Consider the following 15,939-nt stretch of genomic DNA (forward strand, 5'->3'; position numbering starts at 1 on the left):
GCGGAGCGTCGCACGATAGTGGAGATTATCGTTGCCCAGACACTTATCGTTCCTCACGCTCCAGCGTGGGAATGCCTTGCGTGACGCTCTGCGTCACAAATCTGCGCCGCGCCGCCTATTCAGGATAGGACGCAGAGCGTCCAGAAACGCAAGCCGATGCGGAGCGTCGCACGATAGTCGGGATTATCGTTGCCCAGACACTTATCGTTCCTCACGCTCCAGCGTGGGAATGCCTTGCGTGACGCTCTGCGTCACAAATCTGCGCCGCGCCGCCTATTCAGGATAGGACGCAGAGCGTCCAGAAACGCATGCCGACGCGGAGCGTCGCACGATAGTCGGTCAGGCTGTGCCGTACGGAGCGCTCAATCCAGGCCCAGTTTCTTCAGCCGGTAACGCAGCGATCTGAAGGACAAGCTGAGCCTTTCTGCCGCTGCGGTACGGTTCCAGCGGGTTTCTTCCAGGGCCTGCAGAATCAGCTTGCGCTCGATGCTTTCGAGGTAGTCTTCAAGGTTGTCGATGTCGGCCAGGCTAGGACCGCTGTGCTCCTGGGGGCTGGCGGACTCTGCAAGGCGCAGGTCGCTGGCATGGATTTCATCGTTTTCACAGAGCGTGTAGGCGCGCTCCAGCATGTTTTCCAGTTCGCGCACGTTACCGGGGAATCGGTAGCTCTTCAGCGTGTCCAGCGCCTGCGCATTCAGGCGCGCCACCGGTTGCGTGCCATTGCCAGCAAGTCGCTTTAGAACACTGGCTGCCAGTTGATCGATGTCCTCGCGCCGCTCGCGCAATGAGGGGACGCGCACTTCGATCACGTTCAACCGGTAATACAGATCCTGACGGAAACGGCCTGCCGCAACCTCTGCATTAAGGTTCTTGTGCGTGGCGCACAGAATGCGTACGTCCACAATCTGCTCTTGCTGGCTGCCTACACTGCGGATTGATTTTTCCTGGATGGCTCGCAACAGTTTTACCTGCATGGCCAGCGGCAGGTCGGCCACTTCGTCGAGAAACAGCGTTCCGGTATGTGCCGCCTGAAACAGACCAGGCTTGTCCTCGTGGGCGCCGCTGAAACTGCCCTTGCGATGGCCAAAGAATTCACTCTCCATCAGCTCGGAAGGAATGGCCCCGCAATTCACCGGTATGAACGGTTTATCGATGCGCGGACCCTGCTCGTGGATCAGCCGCGCTACAAGCTCCTTGCCGCTGCCCGATTCGCCGCTGATGTAGATCGGCGCCTGGCTGCGGGCCAGCTTGCCGATCTGGTTGCGCAAGGTACGCATCGCCAGCGAGTCGCCCAGCAGGCGGCTGTCGATGCTGCGGGCTGGCTGGGCGCAAGGCAGGCTCAGCGCACTATTGACCAGTTCGCGCAGCCTGCCGAGGTCGACCGGCTTGGTCACAAAATCGAAAGCCCCGGCCTTGAGCGCATTAATCGCGGTGTCCAGGTTGCCGTGGGCAGTGATCATCGCCACTGGCACATGGGGGTAGCCGTGCTGAATATGCTGCACCAGCTCAAGGCCATTGCCGTCGGGCAGACGCATGTCGGTCAGGCACATATCGAACGGCTCGCGGGCCAGCCAGTCGTGGGCCTCGGCAACATTGCGGGCGCATCGGGTGTCGAGTTTCATGCGCCCCAGAGTGATCTCCAGCAGTTCGCGGATATCCGGCTCGTCATCGACTATCAGGATTTTTTGCCGTTGGCTCATGCTCAGCTCGTTTTGAACGGGTGGGCGAAGGTTATGCGCAGGCAACTGCCGCCACCTTGCCGCGGGACGTATTCCAGGTGCGCCTGATTGCTTTCGCAAAGCTCGCGTGACAGATATAGACCAAGACCGGTGCCGTTGCTTTCCGTGGTGAAAAACGGCTCGAACAGCTTGGCCAAATGTTGCTCGCTGACCCCTGGCCCGTCGTCCTGTACTTCCAGAATGGGCAAATCGCTTTGTCGGTCGTGATGCAGCTTCAGCCAGACCTGCGCTGACGAATGATTTCTGCCGCTGTAGCGCAGGCCGTTCTGTAGCAGGTTGGTCATGATCTGGGTCAGTTGCCCGGAATCCATGCGGGTTGTCAGCGTGCCGGGGCTTATGTCGACATGAATCGACTGATTGGGCGCAGAGGAACTGCGAAATTCAGTGACAAAGTGTTCCAGCCAGGTTTTCAGATCGAGCAGTTCGGGCTGCGCTTCGCGTCTGCGCGACAATTGCAGAACATTTTCGATGACCCGATCAATACGCCCCGACTGGTCATGAATGATCTGCCCCAGGCGTCGGTCCGCTGCGCTGAGTTCTTCAGATTCGTTGAGTAACTGTGCGGCATGGCTGACTGCGCCCAGCGGGTTGCGTATCTCGTGGGCAATCCCGGCGGTCAGGCGTCCCAGCGCGGCGAGCTTGAGCTGCTGCGCCTGATGAGCAATTTGCGACAGGTCTTCAAGAAAGATCAGCGTCTGGCGCTGATCGCCACGATTGAGTGCGGCAAAGCTCGGTTGCAGCACCGGCCCGATGGGTGAAGTCGTGACGCTGCGCGGCACCATGATCGGGTTGACGAGCCACTGGCGCAGGCGTTCCACCAACTGCGGCGAGTAAGCGTCGATAACCTGGCCGACCAGTCGCTCGTGGCCCAGTAGGGTAAGGGCACCTTGATTGGCCAGCAGCACCTGACGGTTGGCATCCAGTACCAGAATGCCGGTACGCATGCGTTGCAGGATCAGCGCGTTGAGTTCTTCAAGGCTGTCGACATCCGCTGCACGCTGTTCGGCCAGCACTTCGCTGACCTGCATGCGCGCTGTCAGCGCCTGCACCAGCATTGCGGCGGCGAAGCACAGGGCACCCAGAGAGCCAGCCTGCACGTAGTCGTTGGAAACCGACGGTGTACCGAAGCTGATATAGAACGTCAGGTAGATGATGCCGATGGCAGAAACGGCGGCGATCAGCAAACCGATACGCCCCCGCAGCAATACATTGCTGATTGCTACGGAAGCAATCAACAGATTGCCGATGCCGCTGGAAGGGCCACCCGCCGCGTAGAACAGCGCAGAGAGCATGATTGCGTCAGTCATTGCCAGACTGAACAGCTGCGCCTGACGGCTGGGACGCTCCAGCAGCACGACGACCAGAATGTTGAACACCAGATACAGCCAGCAACCCGAGCGGAACAGGTTTGGATTGGCCAGTTGCAACAGTTCGGTTTCCAGACTGCTGGAAATCAGCAGGACCAGTACCACGCCGATGGTCAGTCGATAAAGGTGGTAAAGCCGCAGAATCCTTTGCGCCTGTGGGCTGGCAAGCGAGGGCGTGTCAGCGGTCACGTGCCGCAGGGCCTTCCAGGCGGTGTGCCTCGCTGCAATACCATTGCTGTGCCTGGCTCAGCGCGCGATCCTGAGGGAGATGAACGCCACAGTGTGCGCAGCGCACCATCGGGGTGGCCGCTATTTCAGGCGGCTCGGCACGGGATTTCGGCTTGGGGGGATTGATCAGGCGCTTGACGAACCAGATCACCGCCGCGATCAACGCGGCCCACATGAGTAAGCGAACCATGACTACCAGCTTAGTGATTGACGATGGCGCAGTGTAGCCAAGGTACAGTCAGGCGCACAGTGGCTGCGGCGCATAAATGTGCTGCATAAAAAAAGAGGCCCGAAGGCCTCTTTCTTAATGCCGTGAAGATCAGTCGAACAGACCCAGGGTCATGTAGCTGAACCACGAACGGCTCTTGGTGCCTTTCGCTTCGGCATCTTTTTCCGCCTGCTCGTCCAGCTCTGCCTGATTTTCCGGCAACAGCTCTTTCGGAATGGCGTCCTTGGCGTCCTGATACTGCTTCTTGATGTCCTGATCGGCACGTGTCTGGCCCGGTGGCAGCGGTGCGCTACCGTCGATCAGACCAAGGGTCGCTTTCGACAGCCACGAGCGGTTGTCGGCTTCGGCCTGACGCGGGGTGAACTTGCCGTCAGCCAATTGCGGGTGGTTCGGGTAGTTGGTTTTGAGCACTTCAAGGCTGGTGGCTGCCAGATCGTCGAGGTGCAGACGCTGATAGGACTCGACCATCACGGCCAGACCGTCACCTACCGATGGCGTCTCCTGGAAGTTTTCCACGACATAGCGGCCACGGTTGGCGGCGGCGACATAGGCCTGACGGGTCAGGTAGTAGTCGGCTACGTGAATTTCGTAGGAGGCCAGCAGGTTGCGCAGGTAGATCATGCGCTGCTTGGCATCCGGCGAATAGCGGCTGTTCGGGAAGCGGCTGGTCAGCTGAGCGAACTCGTTGAACGAGTCGCGGGCAGCGCCCGGGTCACGTTTGGTCTGGTCCAGCGGCAGGAAGCGCGCCAGCAGGCCGACGTCCTGATCGAAGGAGGTCAGGCCCTTCATGTAATACGCGTAATCGACGTTCGGGTGTTGCGGATGCAGACGGATGAAACGCTCGGCAGCGGATTTGGCTGCTTCGGGTTCACCGTTCTTGTAGTTCGAGTAGATCAACTCGAGCTGGGCCTGATCAGCGTAGCGACCGAACGGATAGCGTGATTCCAGCGCCTTGAGTTTCTCAGTGGCACTGTTATAGCTGTTATTTCCCAGGTCGGCCTGCGCCTGCTGGTACAGCTCGACTTCGCTGAGGTTTTCGTCGATGACTTCCTTCGACGAACAGGCCGCAGTCAATGCGAGGATGGCGATCAGCAGCAGGTGTTTCACTTGCATGGCGGCTTGCGTCCCTATAACGGCCTGCTGTCTTGGGCGGGGCCGTCCTGTTATGATGAGCGCCCCGCGATACCGGCGGGACAAAAGACGCCGTATTTAACCACAAGCGCGCTGCCGAAACCAAAGGCTAGCCGCCACCTAGTCTGGTCATGTCCGAAAATATAGAACTCCGCGCAGAGGTGCCGTCCGAATTGGGCGGTCAACGCCTCGATCAAGTCGCCGCACAATTATTCGCTGAGCACTCGCGCTCGCGCCTTTCCGCCTGGATCAAGGACGGCCGCCTGACTGTGGACGGAGGCGTATTGCGCCCCCGCGACATCGTGCATGGTGGCGCTGTTCTCGAGCTGATTGCCGAGCAGGAGGCCCAGGGTGAATGGGTTGCTCAGGACATCGAGCTCGACATCATCTATGAAGACGACCAGATCCTCGTCATCAACAAGCCGGCGGGTCTGGTGGTGCATCCGGCTGCCGGTCATGCCGACGGCACGCTGCTCAATGCCTTGCTGCACCATGTGCCGGACATCATCAATGTTCCGCGCGCCGGCATCGTGCATCGTCTGGACAAGGACACCACTGGTCTGATGGTTGTCGCCAAGACCATTCAGGCACAGACCCAACTGGTTACCCAGTTGCAGAGTCGCAGTGTCAGCCGTATCTACGAGTGCATCGTGATTGGCGTGGTGACCGCAGGCGGCAAGATCGACGCACCGATCGGCCGTCACGGCCAGCAGCGCCAGCGCATGGCGGTGATGGAGGGCGGCAAGCAGGCGGTCAGTCATTACCGCGTGCTGGAGCGCTTCCGTTCGCACACCCATGTACGGGTCAAGCTGGAAACCGGGCGTACCCACCAGATTCGCGTGCACATGGCGCATATCAACTATCCGTTGGTCGGCGACCCTGCCTACGGCGGTCGTTTCCGTATTCCGCCAGCGGCCAGCCTGACCATGGTCGATTCGCTCAAGACCTTCCCGCGGCAGGCGTTGCATGCCCGCTTCCTGGAGCTGGATCATCCGACCACCGGTAAACGCATGAGCTGGGAATCGCCATTGCCGGACGATTTCGTCTGGTTGCTGTCCCTGCTCAAGCAGGATCGCGAGGCGTTCATCGGGTGAATGACTGGCTGATACCTGACTGGCCTGCGCCAGCACAGATCAAGTCCTGCGTTACCACTCGCTCGGGTGGGGTCAGCCTGGCCCCGTTCGACAGCTTCAATCTGGGCGATCACGTCGATGACAGCCCGCAGGCCGTGGCGAGCAATCGCCAGCGCCTGACCGCCAGTCTCAAGGCTCAGCCCGCCTGGTTGAAGCAGGTGCATGGCGTAGACGTTGTACCTGCCGATCCATCCCGTGTCGTCGAGGCCGATGCCAGCTGGACGAGCACGCCAGGCGTGGCCTGCACCATCATGACCGCCGACTGCCTGCCCGCGCTGTTCTGTCGTCGTGACGGTACGCGTGTGGCTGCCGCGCATGCCGGCTGGCGCGGGCTGGCGGCCGGGGTGCTGGAAGCGACGGCCGACAGCCTGCAGAGTGCTCCCGAAGACATTATGGTCTGGCTGGGGCCGGCCATCGGCCAGCCGTCGTTCGAAGTCGGCCCCGAGGTGCGCGAGGCCTTTACCGCCAGCCACCCGCAGACAGCCGCTGCGTTTGTCGCAAGTTCGAATCCTGATCGTTTCATGGCCGACATCTATGCGCTCGCCCGGTTACGACTGGCAGCCCAAGGTATCTCTGCCGTGTACGGCGGCGGGCTGGATACCTTCACCGACCCGCGCTTCTTTTCCTACAGGCGTGCCACGCGCACTGGCCGCTTCGCTTCGCTGATATGGACCGAACACGCCTGATTGCCGGGCTGTTTTGCACATTCCAGCTAGACTTGCCTGAACACTCGTCTGATCTGTATCAACCCCGGCCCGCTTGAAACGCGCAGAATCGTCCGCATCTAACTGGCTATTCAGCAGGTTTTCTTTATAGGTGTGTTCATTGCTCCGGCCTGCATTAAAGGAAGGTGACTAATGCGTATCGACAGATTGACCAGTAAATTACAGTTAGCGTTATCCGATTCCCAGTCGCTGGCCGTTGGCCTCGACCATCCCGCCATCGAACCTGCGCACTTGATGCAGGCGCTGCTTGAGCAGCAGGGCGGTTCCATTAAGCCTCTGCTGTTGCAGGTAGGCTTCGACATCAACAGCCTGCGCAAGGAACTGAGTGCAGAGCTGGACCGCCTGCCAAAAATCCAGAACCCCACTGGCGACGTCAACATGTCGCAGGATCTTGCGCGCCTGCTTAACCAGGCCGACCGTCTGGCACAGCAGAAAGGCGATCAATTCATTTCCAGCGAGCTGGTGCTGCTCGCGGCAATGGACGAGAACAGCAAGCTCGGCAAATTGTTGCTGGGGCAGGGCGTCAGCAAGAAAGCCCTGGAAAACGCCATCAACAACCTGCGCGGCGAAGGTGCCGTGAATGACCCTAACGTCGAAGAGTCGCGTCAGGCGCTGGACAAGTACACCGTCGACCTGACCAAGCGCGCCGAAGAGGGCAAGCTCGACCCGGTGATCGGTCGTGATGACGAGATTCGTCGCACCATTCAGGTCCTGCAACGCCGTACCAAGAACAATCCGGTGCTGATCGGTGAGCCTGGCGTGGGTAAAACCGCTATCGCCGAAGGCCTGGCGCAACGCATCATCAACGGCGAAGTGCCGGATGGCCTGCGCGGCAAACGCTTGCTGTCGCTGGACATGGGCGCATTGATTGCCGGTGCCAAGTACCGTGGTGAGTTCGAAGAGCGCCTGAAATCGCTGCTCAACGAACTGTCCAAGCAGGAAGGCCAGATCATCCTGTTCATCGACGAACTGCACACCATGGTCGGCGCCGGCAAAGGCGAAGGCTCGATGGACGCTGGCAATATGCTCAAGCCTGCGTTGGCTCGCGGCGAGCTGCATTGTGTCGGTGCCACCACGCTCAACGAGTACCGCCAATATATAGAGAAGGACGCTGCACTTGAGCGTCGCTTCCAGAAAGTGCTGGTGGACGAGCCAAGTGAAGAAGACACCATCGCAATCCTGCGCGGCCTGAAAGAGCGCTATGAAGTGCACCATAAGGTCGCCATTACTGACGGTGCGATCATCGCCGCGGCCAAGCTGAGCCATCGCTATATCACCGATCGCCAGTTGCCCGACAAGGCCATCGACCTGATCGACGAAGCCGCCAGCCGCATTCGTATGGAGATCGATTCCAAGCCTGAAGTGCTTGATCGTCTTGAGCGTCGCCTGATCCAGCTGAAAGTGGAAGCTCAGGCGCTCAAGAAGGAAAAGGATGAAGCGGCTATCAAGCGTCTGGAAAAACTCCAGGAAGAAGTGGTGCGCCTTGAGAAGGAATATGCCGACCTCGAAGAAATCTGGACCTCGGAAAAAGCTGAAGTAACGGGTTCTGCACTGATCCAGCAGAAAATAGAGCAGTCCCGTCAGGAACTGGAAGCGGCGCGTCGTCGTGGCGACCTGAACCGCATGGCCGAGTTGCAGTACGGGATCATTCCGGACCTGGAGCGCAGCCTGCAAATGGTCGATCAGCACGGCAAACCCGAGAACCAATTGCTGCGCAGCAAAGTGACCGAGGAAGAAATTGCCGAAGTCGTGTCAAAGTGGACCGGTATTCCCGTGTCGAAAATGCTGGAAGGCGAGCGCGAGAAGCTGTTGCGCATGGAAACCCTGCTGCACAACCGGGTAATCGGTCAGGAAGAAGCGGTGGTCGCGGTCTCCAATGCCGTACGTCGTTCGCGTGCAGGGCTTTCCGACCCGAATCGTCCAAGCGGTTCGTTCATGTTCCTCGGTCCGACCGGTGTGGGTAAGACCGAACTCTGCAAGGCGCTTGCCGAATTCCTGTTCGATACCGAAGAGGCGATGGTGCGTATCGATATGTCCGAGTTCATGGAGAAGCATTCCGTGGCTCGTCTGATCGGCGCACCACCGGGCTATGTCGGTTACGAAGAGGGCGGCTACCTGACCGAAGCTGTGCGTCGCAAGCCGTACTCGCTGATCCTGCTCGATGAGGTCGAGAAGGCACATTCCGACGTGTTCAACATCCTGTTGCAGGTGCTTGAAGACGGGCGCCTGACTGACAGCCACGGGCGGACGGTGGACTTCCGCAATACCGTGATCGTCATGACCTCCAACCTGGGCTCGGCCCAGATCCAGGAACTGGTCGGTGATCGTGAGGCGCAACGTGCTGCGGTGATGGATGCGGTGGGTACGCACTTCCGTCCGGAATTTGTGAACCGGATTGACGAAGTGGTGATCTTCGAACCGCTGGCGCGTGACCAGATCGCCGGTATCACTGATATCCAGCTGGGCCGCCTGCGCAAGCGTCTGGCCGAACGCGAGCTGGCGCTGACCCTGAGCCCCGAGGCGCTGGACAAGCTGATTGCCGTCGGTTACGACCCGGTCTATGGAGCACGGCCGCTGAAGCGGGTGATCCAGCGCTGGATCGAGAACCCGCTGGCACAGATGATCCTCTCGGGCAGCTTCATGCCCGGCAGCACCATCACTGGCAAGGTCGTCGACGACGAGATCGTGTTTGCCTGATAGCGCTCGCCAGCTCTATATAGAGGGCCCTCTCGCCGAGGGCCTTTTTTCTGAGGATGCTGCCAGCAGTAAAATCGGGCCTGAAAGGGGCTCTGGGAAAAAATCGCAAATCATTGTCTTAAAAAGCAATTTATAGGGTTGACAGGTGTTTTTAAAATTGTAGAATAGCGCGCCTCAGAGACGTGAACGCAACGATACAAACGAAGCGCAAAGGTCGATGAGATTGAAATCAACGAGTTAACAGCACGCTGGTTTCAAGGCAACAGGTTGTAAAGTTGAATCTGAAATCGATAGTTCCGCGATAGCTCAGTTGGTAGAGCAAGTGACTGTTAATCACTGGGTCCCTGGTTCGAGTCCAGGTCGTGGAGCCAGATTTCGCAAGGTTCAATGAAGTTTCAGTCGGGGTATAGCGCAGTCCGGTAGCGCGCCTGCTTTGGGAGCAGGATGTCAGGAGTTCGAATCCCCTTACCCCGACCATATTTGGGTCGTTAGCTCAGTTGGTAGAGCAGTTGGCTTTTAACCAATTGGTCGTAGGTTCGAATCCCACACGACCCACCATTTTTGGCTTCAAGCTTAACCTTGGAGCCGAATCTTAAAGATCTGATGCCAATCGTATCAGGTCGCAGGCAGCTGATTGAGGTGCCTTGATTTACCGGGGTATAGCGCAGTCCGGTAGCGCGCCTGCTTTGGGAGCAGGATGTCAGGAGTTCGAATCCCCTTACCCCGACCAAATACTGTTGCTGAGATCTTCAATTTCGGTGTGTCGTTTGCTTCTTGAGGGCGAGCGTTGCATGTGAAACGATTTATCCAGGCAAGCAGCCGCCTGTCGCGAAACATAACTCCGACACGCGGTGATGTCAAATTGCAGCGCTCTGTTCCAGGCGAAAGCTTGTGAACAGGGCGTTTTTTTTTGCGGCTGCGAATCGGCGTTCATCGCTTATCTGTCCTCATACCGTCTTCCTGACGCCGGCTCTTGGCAAAGACGATAGGCGGGTATGACCATTACTGATGGCAGTTAGCAATTGTCTTAGCCCCCATACTTTAGCCAGTGCGGTTGTTCCAGACGCTTGCGTCAAAGCCTGACGGCAGTGGGTTGCCCATTTGTTCGTTCGGGCCTGACGGTAATCGGCTATCAGTGGTTCTTGGACACGCGACTATTCTGCCGCTAACGGCTTCTCTTACCCACTGCGAAAATTCGTCAAGCCGCTGTGCGAGATATTCCGGGCTGAACAGGTCATGAGGCAGAGCCTGCCTTATTGGTGTGTCAGTGGAATCGTCAAGAAGATCTGCTTGCCCAACGGGTACTGGGTCAGTTCTATATTTTTCCGGTTGGTTTGACTCAATGTTTTTGACTTGGTCACCTGGGCGGTGTATCTCATCAGCTTTCAATTGTGAGTGGAAATTTGCTGCTAGGGCAGGGATCCTTGTGTTTTGGGAGGAGCTACCTCTGGCAGGGATGCTTGTAGCTGAGCTCCGAGCCAGATCTTTAACGGGTGCTGCTTTCTTGCTTGTGCGCGCATTCGCTCGGTTAGCAGCATCTGACTTGGCCAAGTAGTTAATTTTTGCTGGTCTTTTGCCGCGCTCATTCATGACCTCGCGCATCACGTCGTAATCCGGTTCGATGTATTCCATCGTGGTCGCAATATTGGAGTGGTTGAGCAGGTTTTTTGTTATGTGAATGTTGCGTTCCGGTTGTCGCATCATTTCACTGGCAATGGTATGCCGGAAGCGATGAGGCGTCATTCGAACGCCCGTCATGGCGGTGAGCTTCTTATACATGGCTTCCACCTGATCAGCGTTCATCTGTGTTCGACTGTAATGGCCGGAGAAGCGGTTGACGTTGAAAATCTGATCGGCGGGATCGAAGCCGACTCGTTGCGCGATGTCCATGAGCCGTTTCAGATGAGGCATTAGTCCGTCTGGGATGGGGATCATGAATTCTCTGTGAGTCTTTTCTGTCTCTCCCCTGACTCTGATAAGGCGTTGTCCCAAATCGATATCGGCATACCTCAAGCAGATCAGGGCATTGAGCCTGATGCCCGTGTAGTAGAACATTTCAAATACTGCGAGCCAGAACCATGCGGGGGTGATCTCTGTTCTGTTCCCGGTTGCACGCTCCTCCTGGACCAGAATGTTTAGCCAGTTTCTCGCACGTACAATGGCGTCTGTGTTGACGGTTTTCTTTGGTCGTTTGGCGGGGATCACACGTGTTTCTTTCAGAGGATTGACCTTGAGGTCAACGAGACCATGCTCCATTGCATATCGGTACACCGTTCGCAGGTGACCGGAGTACGTGTTCCAACTGCGCTTTGAGATTCTCTCCAGTTCTGATCGGCGCCAGTCGAGCATGTCCCGGTGCGTCGTCTCGCTTGCCAGACGGTCGCCGAAGAATCTGACATAGGACTTTGTGGCAGCCCAGTAGATCTTGACGGTGTCGGGTCTCAGGTCATGAGTGAGGATGTATTCCTGGGTCAGCTCAGGCAGTGTCATCGTGTTCATTCAGATGCTTCCTTATCTGCCAAGTCCGCCAAGCTGATGACCGGGTTGTCATAGGGCACTTCGCTAAAAACGTCGGTGGGCTCAATGAGCAGGTAGCCCCGCAGTTGCTTGCTTTTGCGTGGTCCTTTGACCAGGCACGTCCAGATGTTCAGGCCGGCGGGCGTCTTCCGATGTTTTTTCAGCTTCTCAAAAGATCGCTGGACCAATTGCCAGGCTTCGAGATCGCGCTCTTTCGCCTCGTGCTCAATCGCCGGATGCTCAAGCGCGTAACGTTTGAAGATATCCGGACTGACCAGAAACGCCGTGCTGTCCACGGTATGTACACGCGCTTTGGCGTCATTGATGATGATCCGGTGAGAGATCACACCGCCCTTCAGCCAGGTGAGGAAGTTGGTGCCATGATTCGGGGCCGAGTCAGTCGAGTTCTTGGCAGTGTCTGTTGCTGGAGTTGTCTCAAAAACGGGGATGTCAGCCTCAGCCTGCTTGGGCTGACTAAGCCGTGCAGGTGGTTTGGTTGGGAGAGAAAAGGGGATCTGGTCGTTGTCAGTGCTCTCCGGGCTACTTTGCGCTGGTGCAGTTGGAGCAGCATGTACTGGATCGGGAAATAGATCGAGCAGCTCATCCAGCGCATCAAAATCTTTTATCGGTGCAGACGCCTGCTTGGGCGTTGGTTTCTGCGCTGACTGATCGACAGTCTCAGGGATTTTTTTGCCGACTGCGGATACGGGTTCCTCGGTCGCTGAACTTGCTTGGTCAATTTCCTCCGTAGCTGCAGCAGACTCCACTGTAAGAGTGCCGGTAAACGGCTCAGGTCTATCCGTCGCATTTGGCCAGATGAGTGCCGGCGCTATCTTCAACACCGTGAACGTGTTCTTCCAGCCGCGACCATTGTCGATGTTGGCTTTCCAGATCGCCTTCCCCTCACCATTGGGCTGGATAATTGCTTGATCCTGGAGCAGATTGAACATGGGGGCATTGGAGGTGGGAATGTGCTCAATGCCCTGTGACAGCAGATGAGCCCTGAGCTGATCGACGGCTGGCTTGCTGACAAGCCACAAACCATCCTGAGTCAGCCATCCGTCCGAAGGGCCGTCGGGCTGGTTCAACTTGAATTTCTCCGAGACGAGCACCCTCAAGCCTTCAGCCAGTTGCCGCTGAATGGACTGCTTGGGAGCTGACATTGCCCGACCGGGATTGCCGCCGACCTCCTGTGCCACCGAAGCCTGATCCGCTTGGGAGACAATTTCTCCCAGGATGTCGGCATGCTCATATTGCCCTGCGAACGCGAACACCAGTTGGGCCCAGAGCTCGGGAAACCCGCTGAGCCAGTCAAGTGCCTTCGCCGGAATGACGTTGGCGTAGATCAGCGACGAAGCAGCTCCATGCAGCCGGTAGTCGCGACCTTTCACGTACTTGAATCGGTATGGCTGATCCAGTGGCCCATGCCATGGATGCCAGGTCGTGCCGTCTGCCAGTTCCACGTTGACGTCCACCGCAATTTTGCCGAGGTCATGCACGAGCGCACCGTAGGCCGATGCGGCAGACCATGCTTCGGATTGAGCAGCCTGCGACTCGGGCGGGGCTCCGATGGGCAGCAGATACATTTGCCGAATCTTCAGTGCGTAGGCGACGATTTCAAGCCCGTGATCCAGCATGCCACCATGATAGGCATGGTGATGGTTCTCAGAGGCAGGGAGATGCTGCACCAAGGCTGCGTAGCTTTTGAACGCTTGCACGTATAGCGTATCGAACTGTGCGCGGGGCAGCGACGTTCGCTGCCAGATGTTTTCAATGAGCTGACGCCGCCGGGGAGTAGACAGTAACGCGTCGCAAGACTCGTGTTTGATAAACCCTGCAGCAGCATTGGATGGCGTGGTTGGCGATGTTTTTCTTCGCTGAAAGAAACTAAGCATTGAGGCACCCATGATGAAGTCATGGTGGGCCTTTTGCTCTATAGGGCTCAGCGTGACAAGTCGAAACCCATATCCATCCTGGAAAGGTTATGTACATGAGCCGCCACCTGAATGGTTGGGATCCAAACAGTGTCAGCGAACCGATGTTGCCATGCTTGCCGAAGAAAATGTAGTCTCCAAGTGCTTGTTTAGGATGGTTTTTTGTAAATTCCATTTCGTGCAAAGCTGCTTTTCTAGCCCTTTCGGCATCCATTTCCGGCGGGCTCGCCGGCCTTTTCGGGTAAGGCACTTACCCTTATTCCCCATTCCATTCAAACCCTTCGCCTTGCCCTTTTGCTTCAGCCCATTTTGCCCCTTTGGTGCTGACGATCCGGAACAGGCAAAGATTGAAATCCAGTGAAAGGCCCATAGCAGCGCTTCATATCTCCAGATGAAGCGCACGATGGCTGGGACTGCTGTTCAGTCAAAACACTGTCGACTCGGGCGGCTCAACGGTCGGTATCTGTTGCCCAACTGCTCGTTGAGGGCTTGATTTTCAAGGGAGATTGAGCTGAAGATACCCACTAATGGGTTATCAATTGATGTCAATACGACATGCTCTAATCGACCGGCGAGGTGACACATGACCCCAGATGCCAATACGGATTTAAGCGGTGCAGCGCGTTTTGGTCACGTGCTCGGTCGTGGTCTGCGTCGAATACTCAATGTTGAGCGCGCGTTCTGGTCGCTTTTCGACCGCACCGGTGTGCCCAGAGTGATCGTCACTCCAGTCAAGTGGGGTGCCCGTGCGGCGGTGATCGGCACTGGCGCGTTCTTTGTGGCTTGGGGATTGCTGTATGTTTTGGGAGTCGTCGCCATGGCTATGGTCGTAGTTGGTCTCATAAATAGCGAAAGCTCGTCGGCAGTCTCAAGTTTGTCGGATTTCGAATATGAAGACGATGAGCACGCTGCGAGATTGCAAGCATCGGTCTTTGAGGAAAACGATGACCATAACTGGGATTTTGTTCTTGGGCGTGGCGTATATCCTTCTCAGAACGAATAGCTATTTCTTTTTATTTTTTAACTTCCTGTGACAGTTGGTCAGCAGGAAGTTAAACTTATAGCTTTAACCTTTCGCTTTCAGTCTCTTCTCTACTTCAGCCCCGCCTCGCGCTCCTGCTTTCTTCGCCTCTGCGGTTCCATCAGCCAGCCCTTGCATGATGTTGCCTAACCTTAGGCCTGCCCAGCTGAGCGAAGTAATCCAGAAGCCTGGTAAAACTATAAACATAGTTCCCATTACAAAGTCTAACAAAAGATCCCCCTGTCCGTTACTAGCCCCGAATACTGGATCGAAATTGCTGTGCGGTACGTCGCTACCTAGGCCATTACCATACAAAGCGTCCAAAATCGTGCTATCAACCCATCGTGCTAGCTGGAACCAGAAGTCAACAAAAATAAGTGCGAACTCTGCAAATGTGACTGTCATTACTACTTTGAGATCAAACGTCCCTAGAACGAGTACAAAAGGCATGCATATGATTAATGCCATCTTCAAGAAAGCCATGACCATAGGCGCTGCCTGTCGAACACTGTCCATTGCAGGGTACATGGCCAACGACCCTAATGCCTGGCCTGCAGTTGCAGTGAGCCGCGTCAGATCATTTGCTACAGACCCCCCCACTTGTCCGCCGTAGTCGGTATACACCTGTCCCTGGGTCAGTTTCTGCTTCCTCGGAGAAACGAGATCGCGGATGACCGAATCATTCACCTCGGTCTGAGTCATAAATTTTGCCCATTGAGCGAGCTTGCTCAGCAGATCTGGACTGACCTGTTCCAGCAGTCTGGCTCTTAGGCCGATGCTTGCGTCCGACCACCATTGAGTGCACGTAGGAAATCCCCCACCACCAGTGGTTTGTGGCAGGCCCGCATCTCTTGTTGCGTCGTAGGGCCATCTGGTCCGAGGACTGTGTGACCTGAACCCAGAGAAACCATCATCATAATAGCCTGGCGTCTGCAGGAAGAACCGCGAGCCGATCCAGTTGACGTCGTTCAATTGCTCGTTGGTGAGCGTTGGTTGAGTCATGAATAGTCGCGACCGTGCCAGTGCGTAGCAGTCGTTGGTAAAGTCGGCGACTTCCTGTGCCAGTAGTGGGTCGTTGATACGCGCTCTATTCACATCCATTCGAACTTGTTGCATGTCACCGCCACTGTAAAAATGACCCCCTAACGCCAACCTAGAATTGACCCCCCTGGGTAAAACTGGCGGCTTTGAGCTGCCAATATGTTGACCCAGGAGCAG

11 protein-coding genes and 4 tRNA genes are annotated in these 15,939 nt (G+C 56.9%); 8 read left to right on the top strand and 7 right to left on the bottom strand.

Features of this window, described 5'->3' with window-relative positions; translation table 11 throughout:
- Positions 1–362 precede the first annotated feature (362 nt).
- The 4 genes from AO277_RS03430 to AO277_RS03445 form a co-directional block, all read right to left on the bottom strand.
- Positions 363–1,700, bottom strand: a complete 1,338-nt coding sequence (locus tag AO277_RS03430) for a sigma-54-dependent transcriptional regulator (RefSeq protein WP_016982716.1) — start codon at positions 1,698–1,700, stop codon at positions 363–365.
- Positions 1,701–1,702: 2 nt separating this feature from the next.
- A complete protein-coding gene (locus AO277_RS03435; protein ID WP_044319537.1) occupies positions 1,703–3,295 on the bottom strand; it encodes a two-component system sensor histidine kinase NtrB in 1,593 nt (530 codons plus the stop codon).
- On the bottom strand, positions 3,285–3,524 hold the full coding sequence (locus tag AO277_RS03440; RefSeq protein WP_002551997.1) for a PP0621 family protein: 240 nt from the start codon (positions 3,522–3,524) through the stop codon (positions 3,285–3,287). The genes AO277_RS03435 and AO277_RS03440 overlap by 11 nt, the downstream gene beginning before the upstream one ends.
- Positions 3,525–3,653: 129 nt before the next feature.
- On the bottom strand, positions 3,654–4,676 hold the full coding sequence (locus AO277_RS03445; RefSeq protein ID WP_005733851.1) for an outer membrane protein assembly factor BamD: 1,023 nt from the start codon (positions 4,674–4,676) through the stop codon (positions 3,654–3,656).
- 149 nt (positions 4,677–4,825) lie between these two features.
- On the opposite strand from AO277_RS03445, the gene rluD reads away from it, so the two are divergent.
- From rluD to AO277_RS03480, 7 genes are all read left to right on the top strand, one after another.
- A complete protein-coding gene (gene rluD, locus AO277_RS03450; protein WP_002551999.1) occupies positions 4,826–5,788 on the top strand; it encodes a 23S rRNA pseudouridine(1911/1915/1917) synthase RluD in 963 nt (320 codons plus the stop codon).
- Positions 5,785–6,513, top strand: coding sequence for a peptidoglycan editing factor PgeF (pgeF, locus tag AO277_RS03455; RefSeq protein WP_044319538.1), 729 nt, complete (start codon positions 5,785–5,787; stop codon positions 6,511–6,513). Before rluD ends, pgeF begins: the two co-directional genes overlap by 4 nt.
- 171 nt (positions 6,514–6,684) lie before the next feature.
- Positions 6,685–9,249: an ATP-dependent chaperone ClpB gene (gene clpB / locus AO277_RS03460; protein ID WP_044319539.1), complete on the top strand. Its 2,565-nt coding sequence runs from the start codon at positions 6,685–6,687 to the stop codon at positions 9,247–9,249.
- Positions 9,250–9,544: 295 nt separating this feature from the next.
- Positions 9,545–9,620: transfer RNA gene (locus tag AO277_RS03465), tRNA-Asn, on the top strand.
- 29 nt (positions 9,621–9,649) lie between these two features.
- A tRNA-Pro gene (locus tag AO277_RS03470) sits at positions 9,650–9,726 on the top strand.
- Between the two features lie 5 nt (positions 9,727–9,731).
- Positions 9,732–9,807 (top strand) — tRNA-Lys (locus AO277_RS03475).
- 95 nt (positions 9,808–9,902) lie between these two features.
- A tRNA-Pro gene (locus tag AO277_RS03480) sits at positions 9,903–9,979 on the top strand.
- Between the two features lie 311 nt (positions 9,980–10,290).
- Here AO277_RS03480 and AO277_RS03485 read toward each other — a convergent pair.
- The gene (locus AO277_RS03485) at positions 10,291–11,748 is read right to left on the bottom strand and encodes a site-specific integrase (RefSeq protein WP_044319540.1); all 1,458 of its coding nucleotides are present in this window, start codon (positions 11,746–11,748) and stop codon (positions 10,291–10,293) included.
- Positions 11,745–13,673 carry a MobH family relaxase gene (gene mobH, locus AO277_RS03490; RefSeq protein ID WP_080899318.1) on the bottom strand — a complete coding sequence of 643 codons (1,929 nt, stop codon included), beginning with the start codon at positions 13,671–13,673 and terminating at the stop codon, positions 11,745–11,747. Before mobH ends, AO277_RS03485 begins: the two co-directional genes overlap by 4 nt.
- 610 nt (positions 13,674–14,283) lie before the next feature.
- Here mobH and AO277_RS03495 point away from each other — a divergent pair.
- Positions 14,284–14,703: a DUF3742 family protein gene (locus AO277_RS03495; protein ID WP_044319542.1), complete on the top strand. Its 420-nt coding sequence runs from the start codon at positions 14,284–14,286 to the stop codon at positions 14,701–14,703.
- Positions 14,704–14,766: 63 nt separating this feature from the next.
- Here the strand turns inward: AO277_RS03495 and AO277_RS03500 are convergent.
- The coding region (locus AO277_RS03500) for a conjugal transfer protein TraG N-terminal domain-containing protein (RefSeq protein ID WP_099258758.1) at positions 14,767–15,939 on the bottom strand (1,173 nt) is incomplete at its 5' end.

The organism is Pseudomonas amygdali (assembly GCF_002699855.1).
GTDB classification, from domain to species: Bacteria; Pseudomonadota; Gammaproteobacteria; order Pseudomonadales; family Pseudomonadaceae; genus Aquipseudomonas; species Aquipseudomonas amygdali.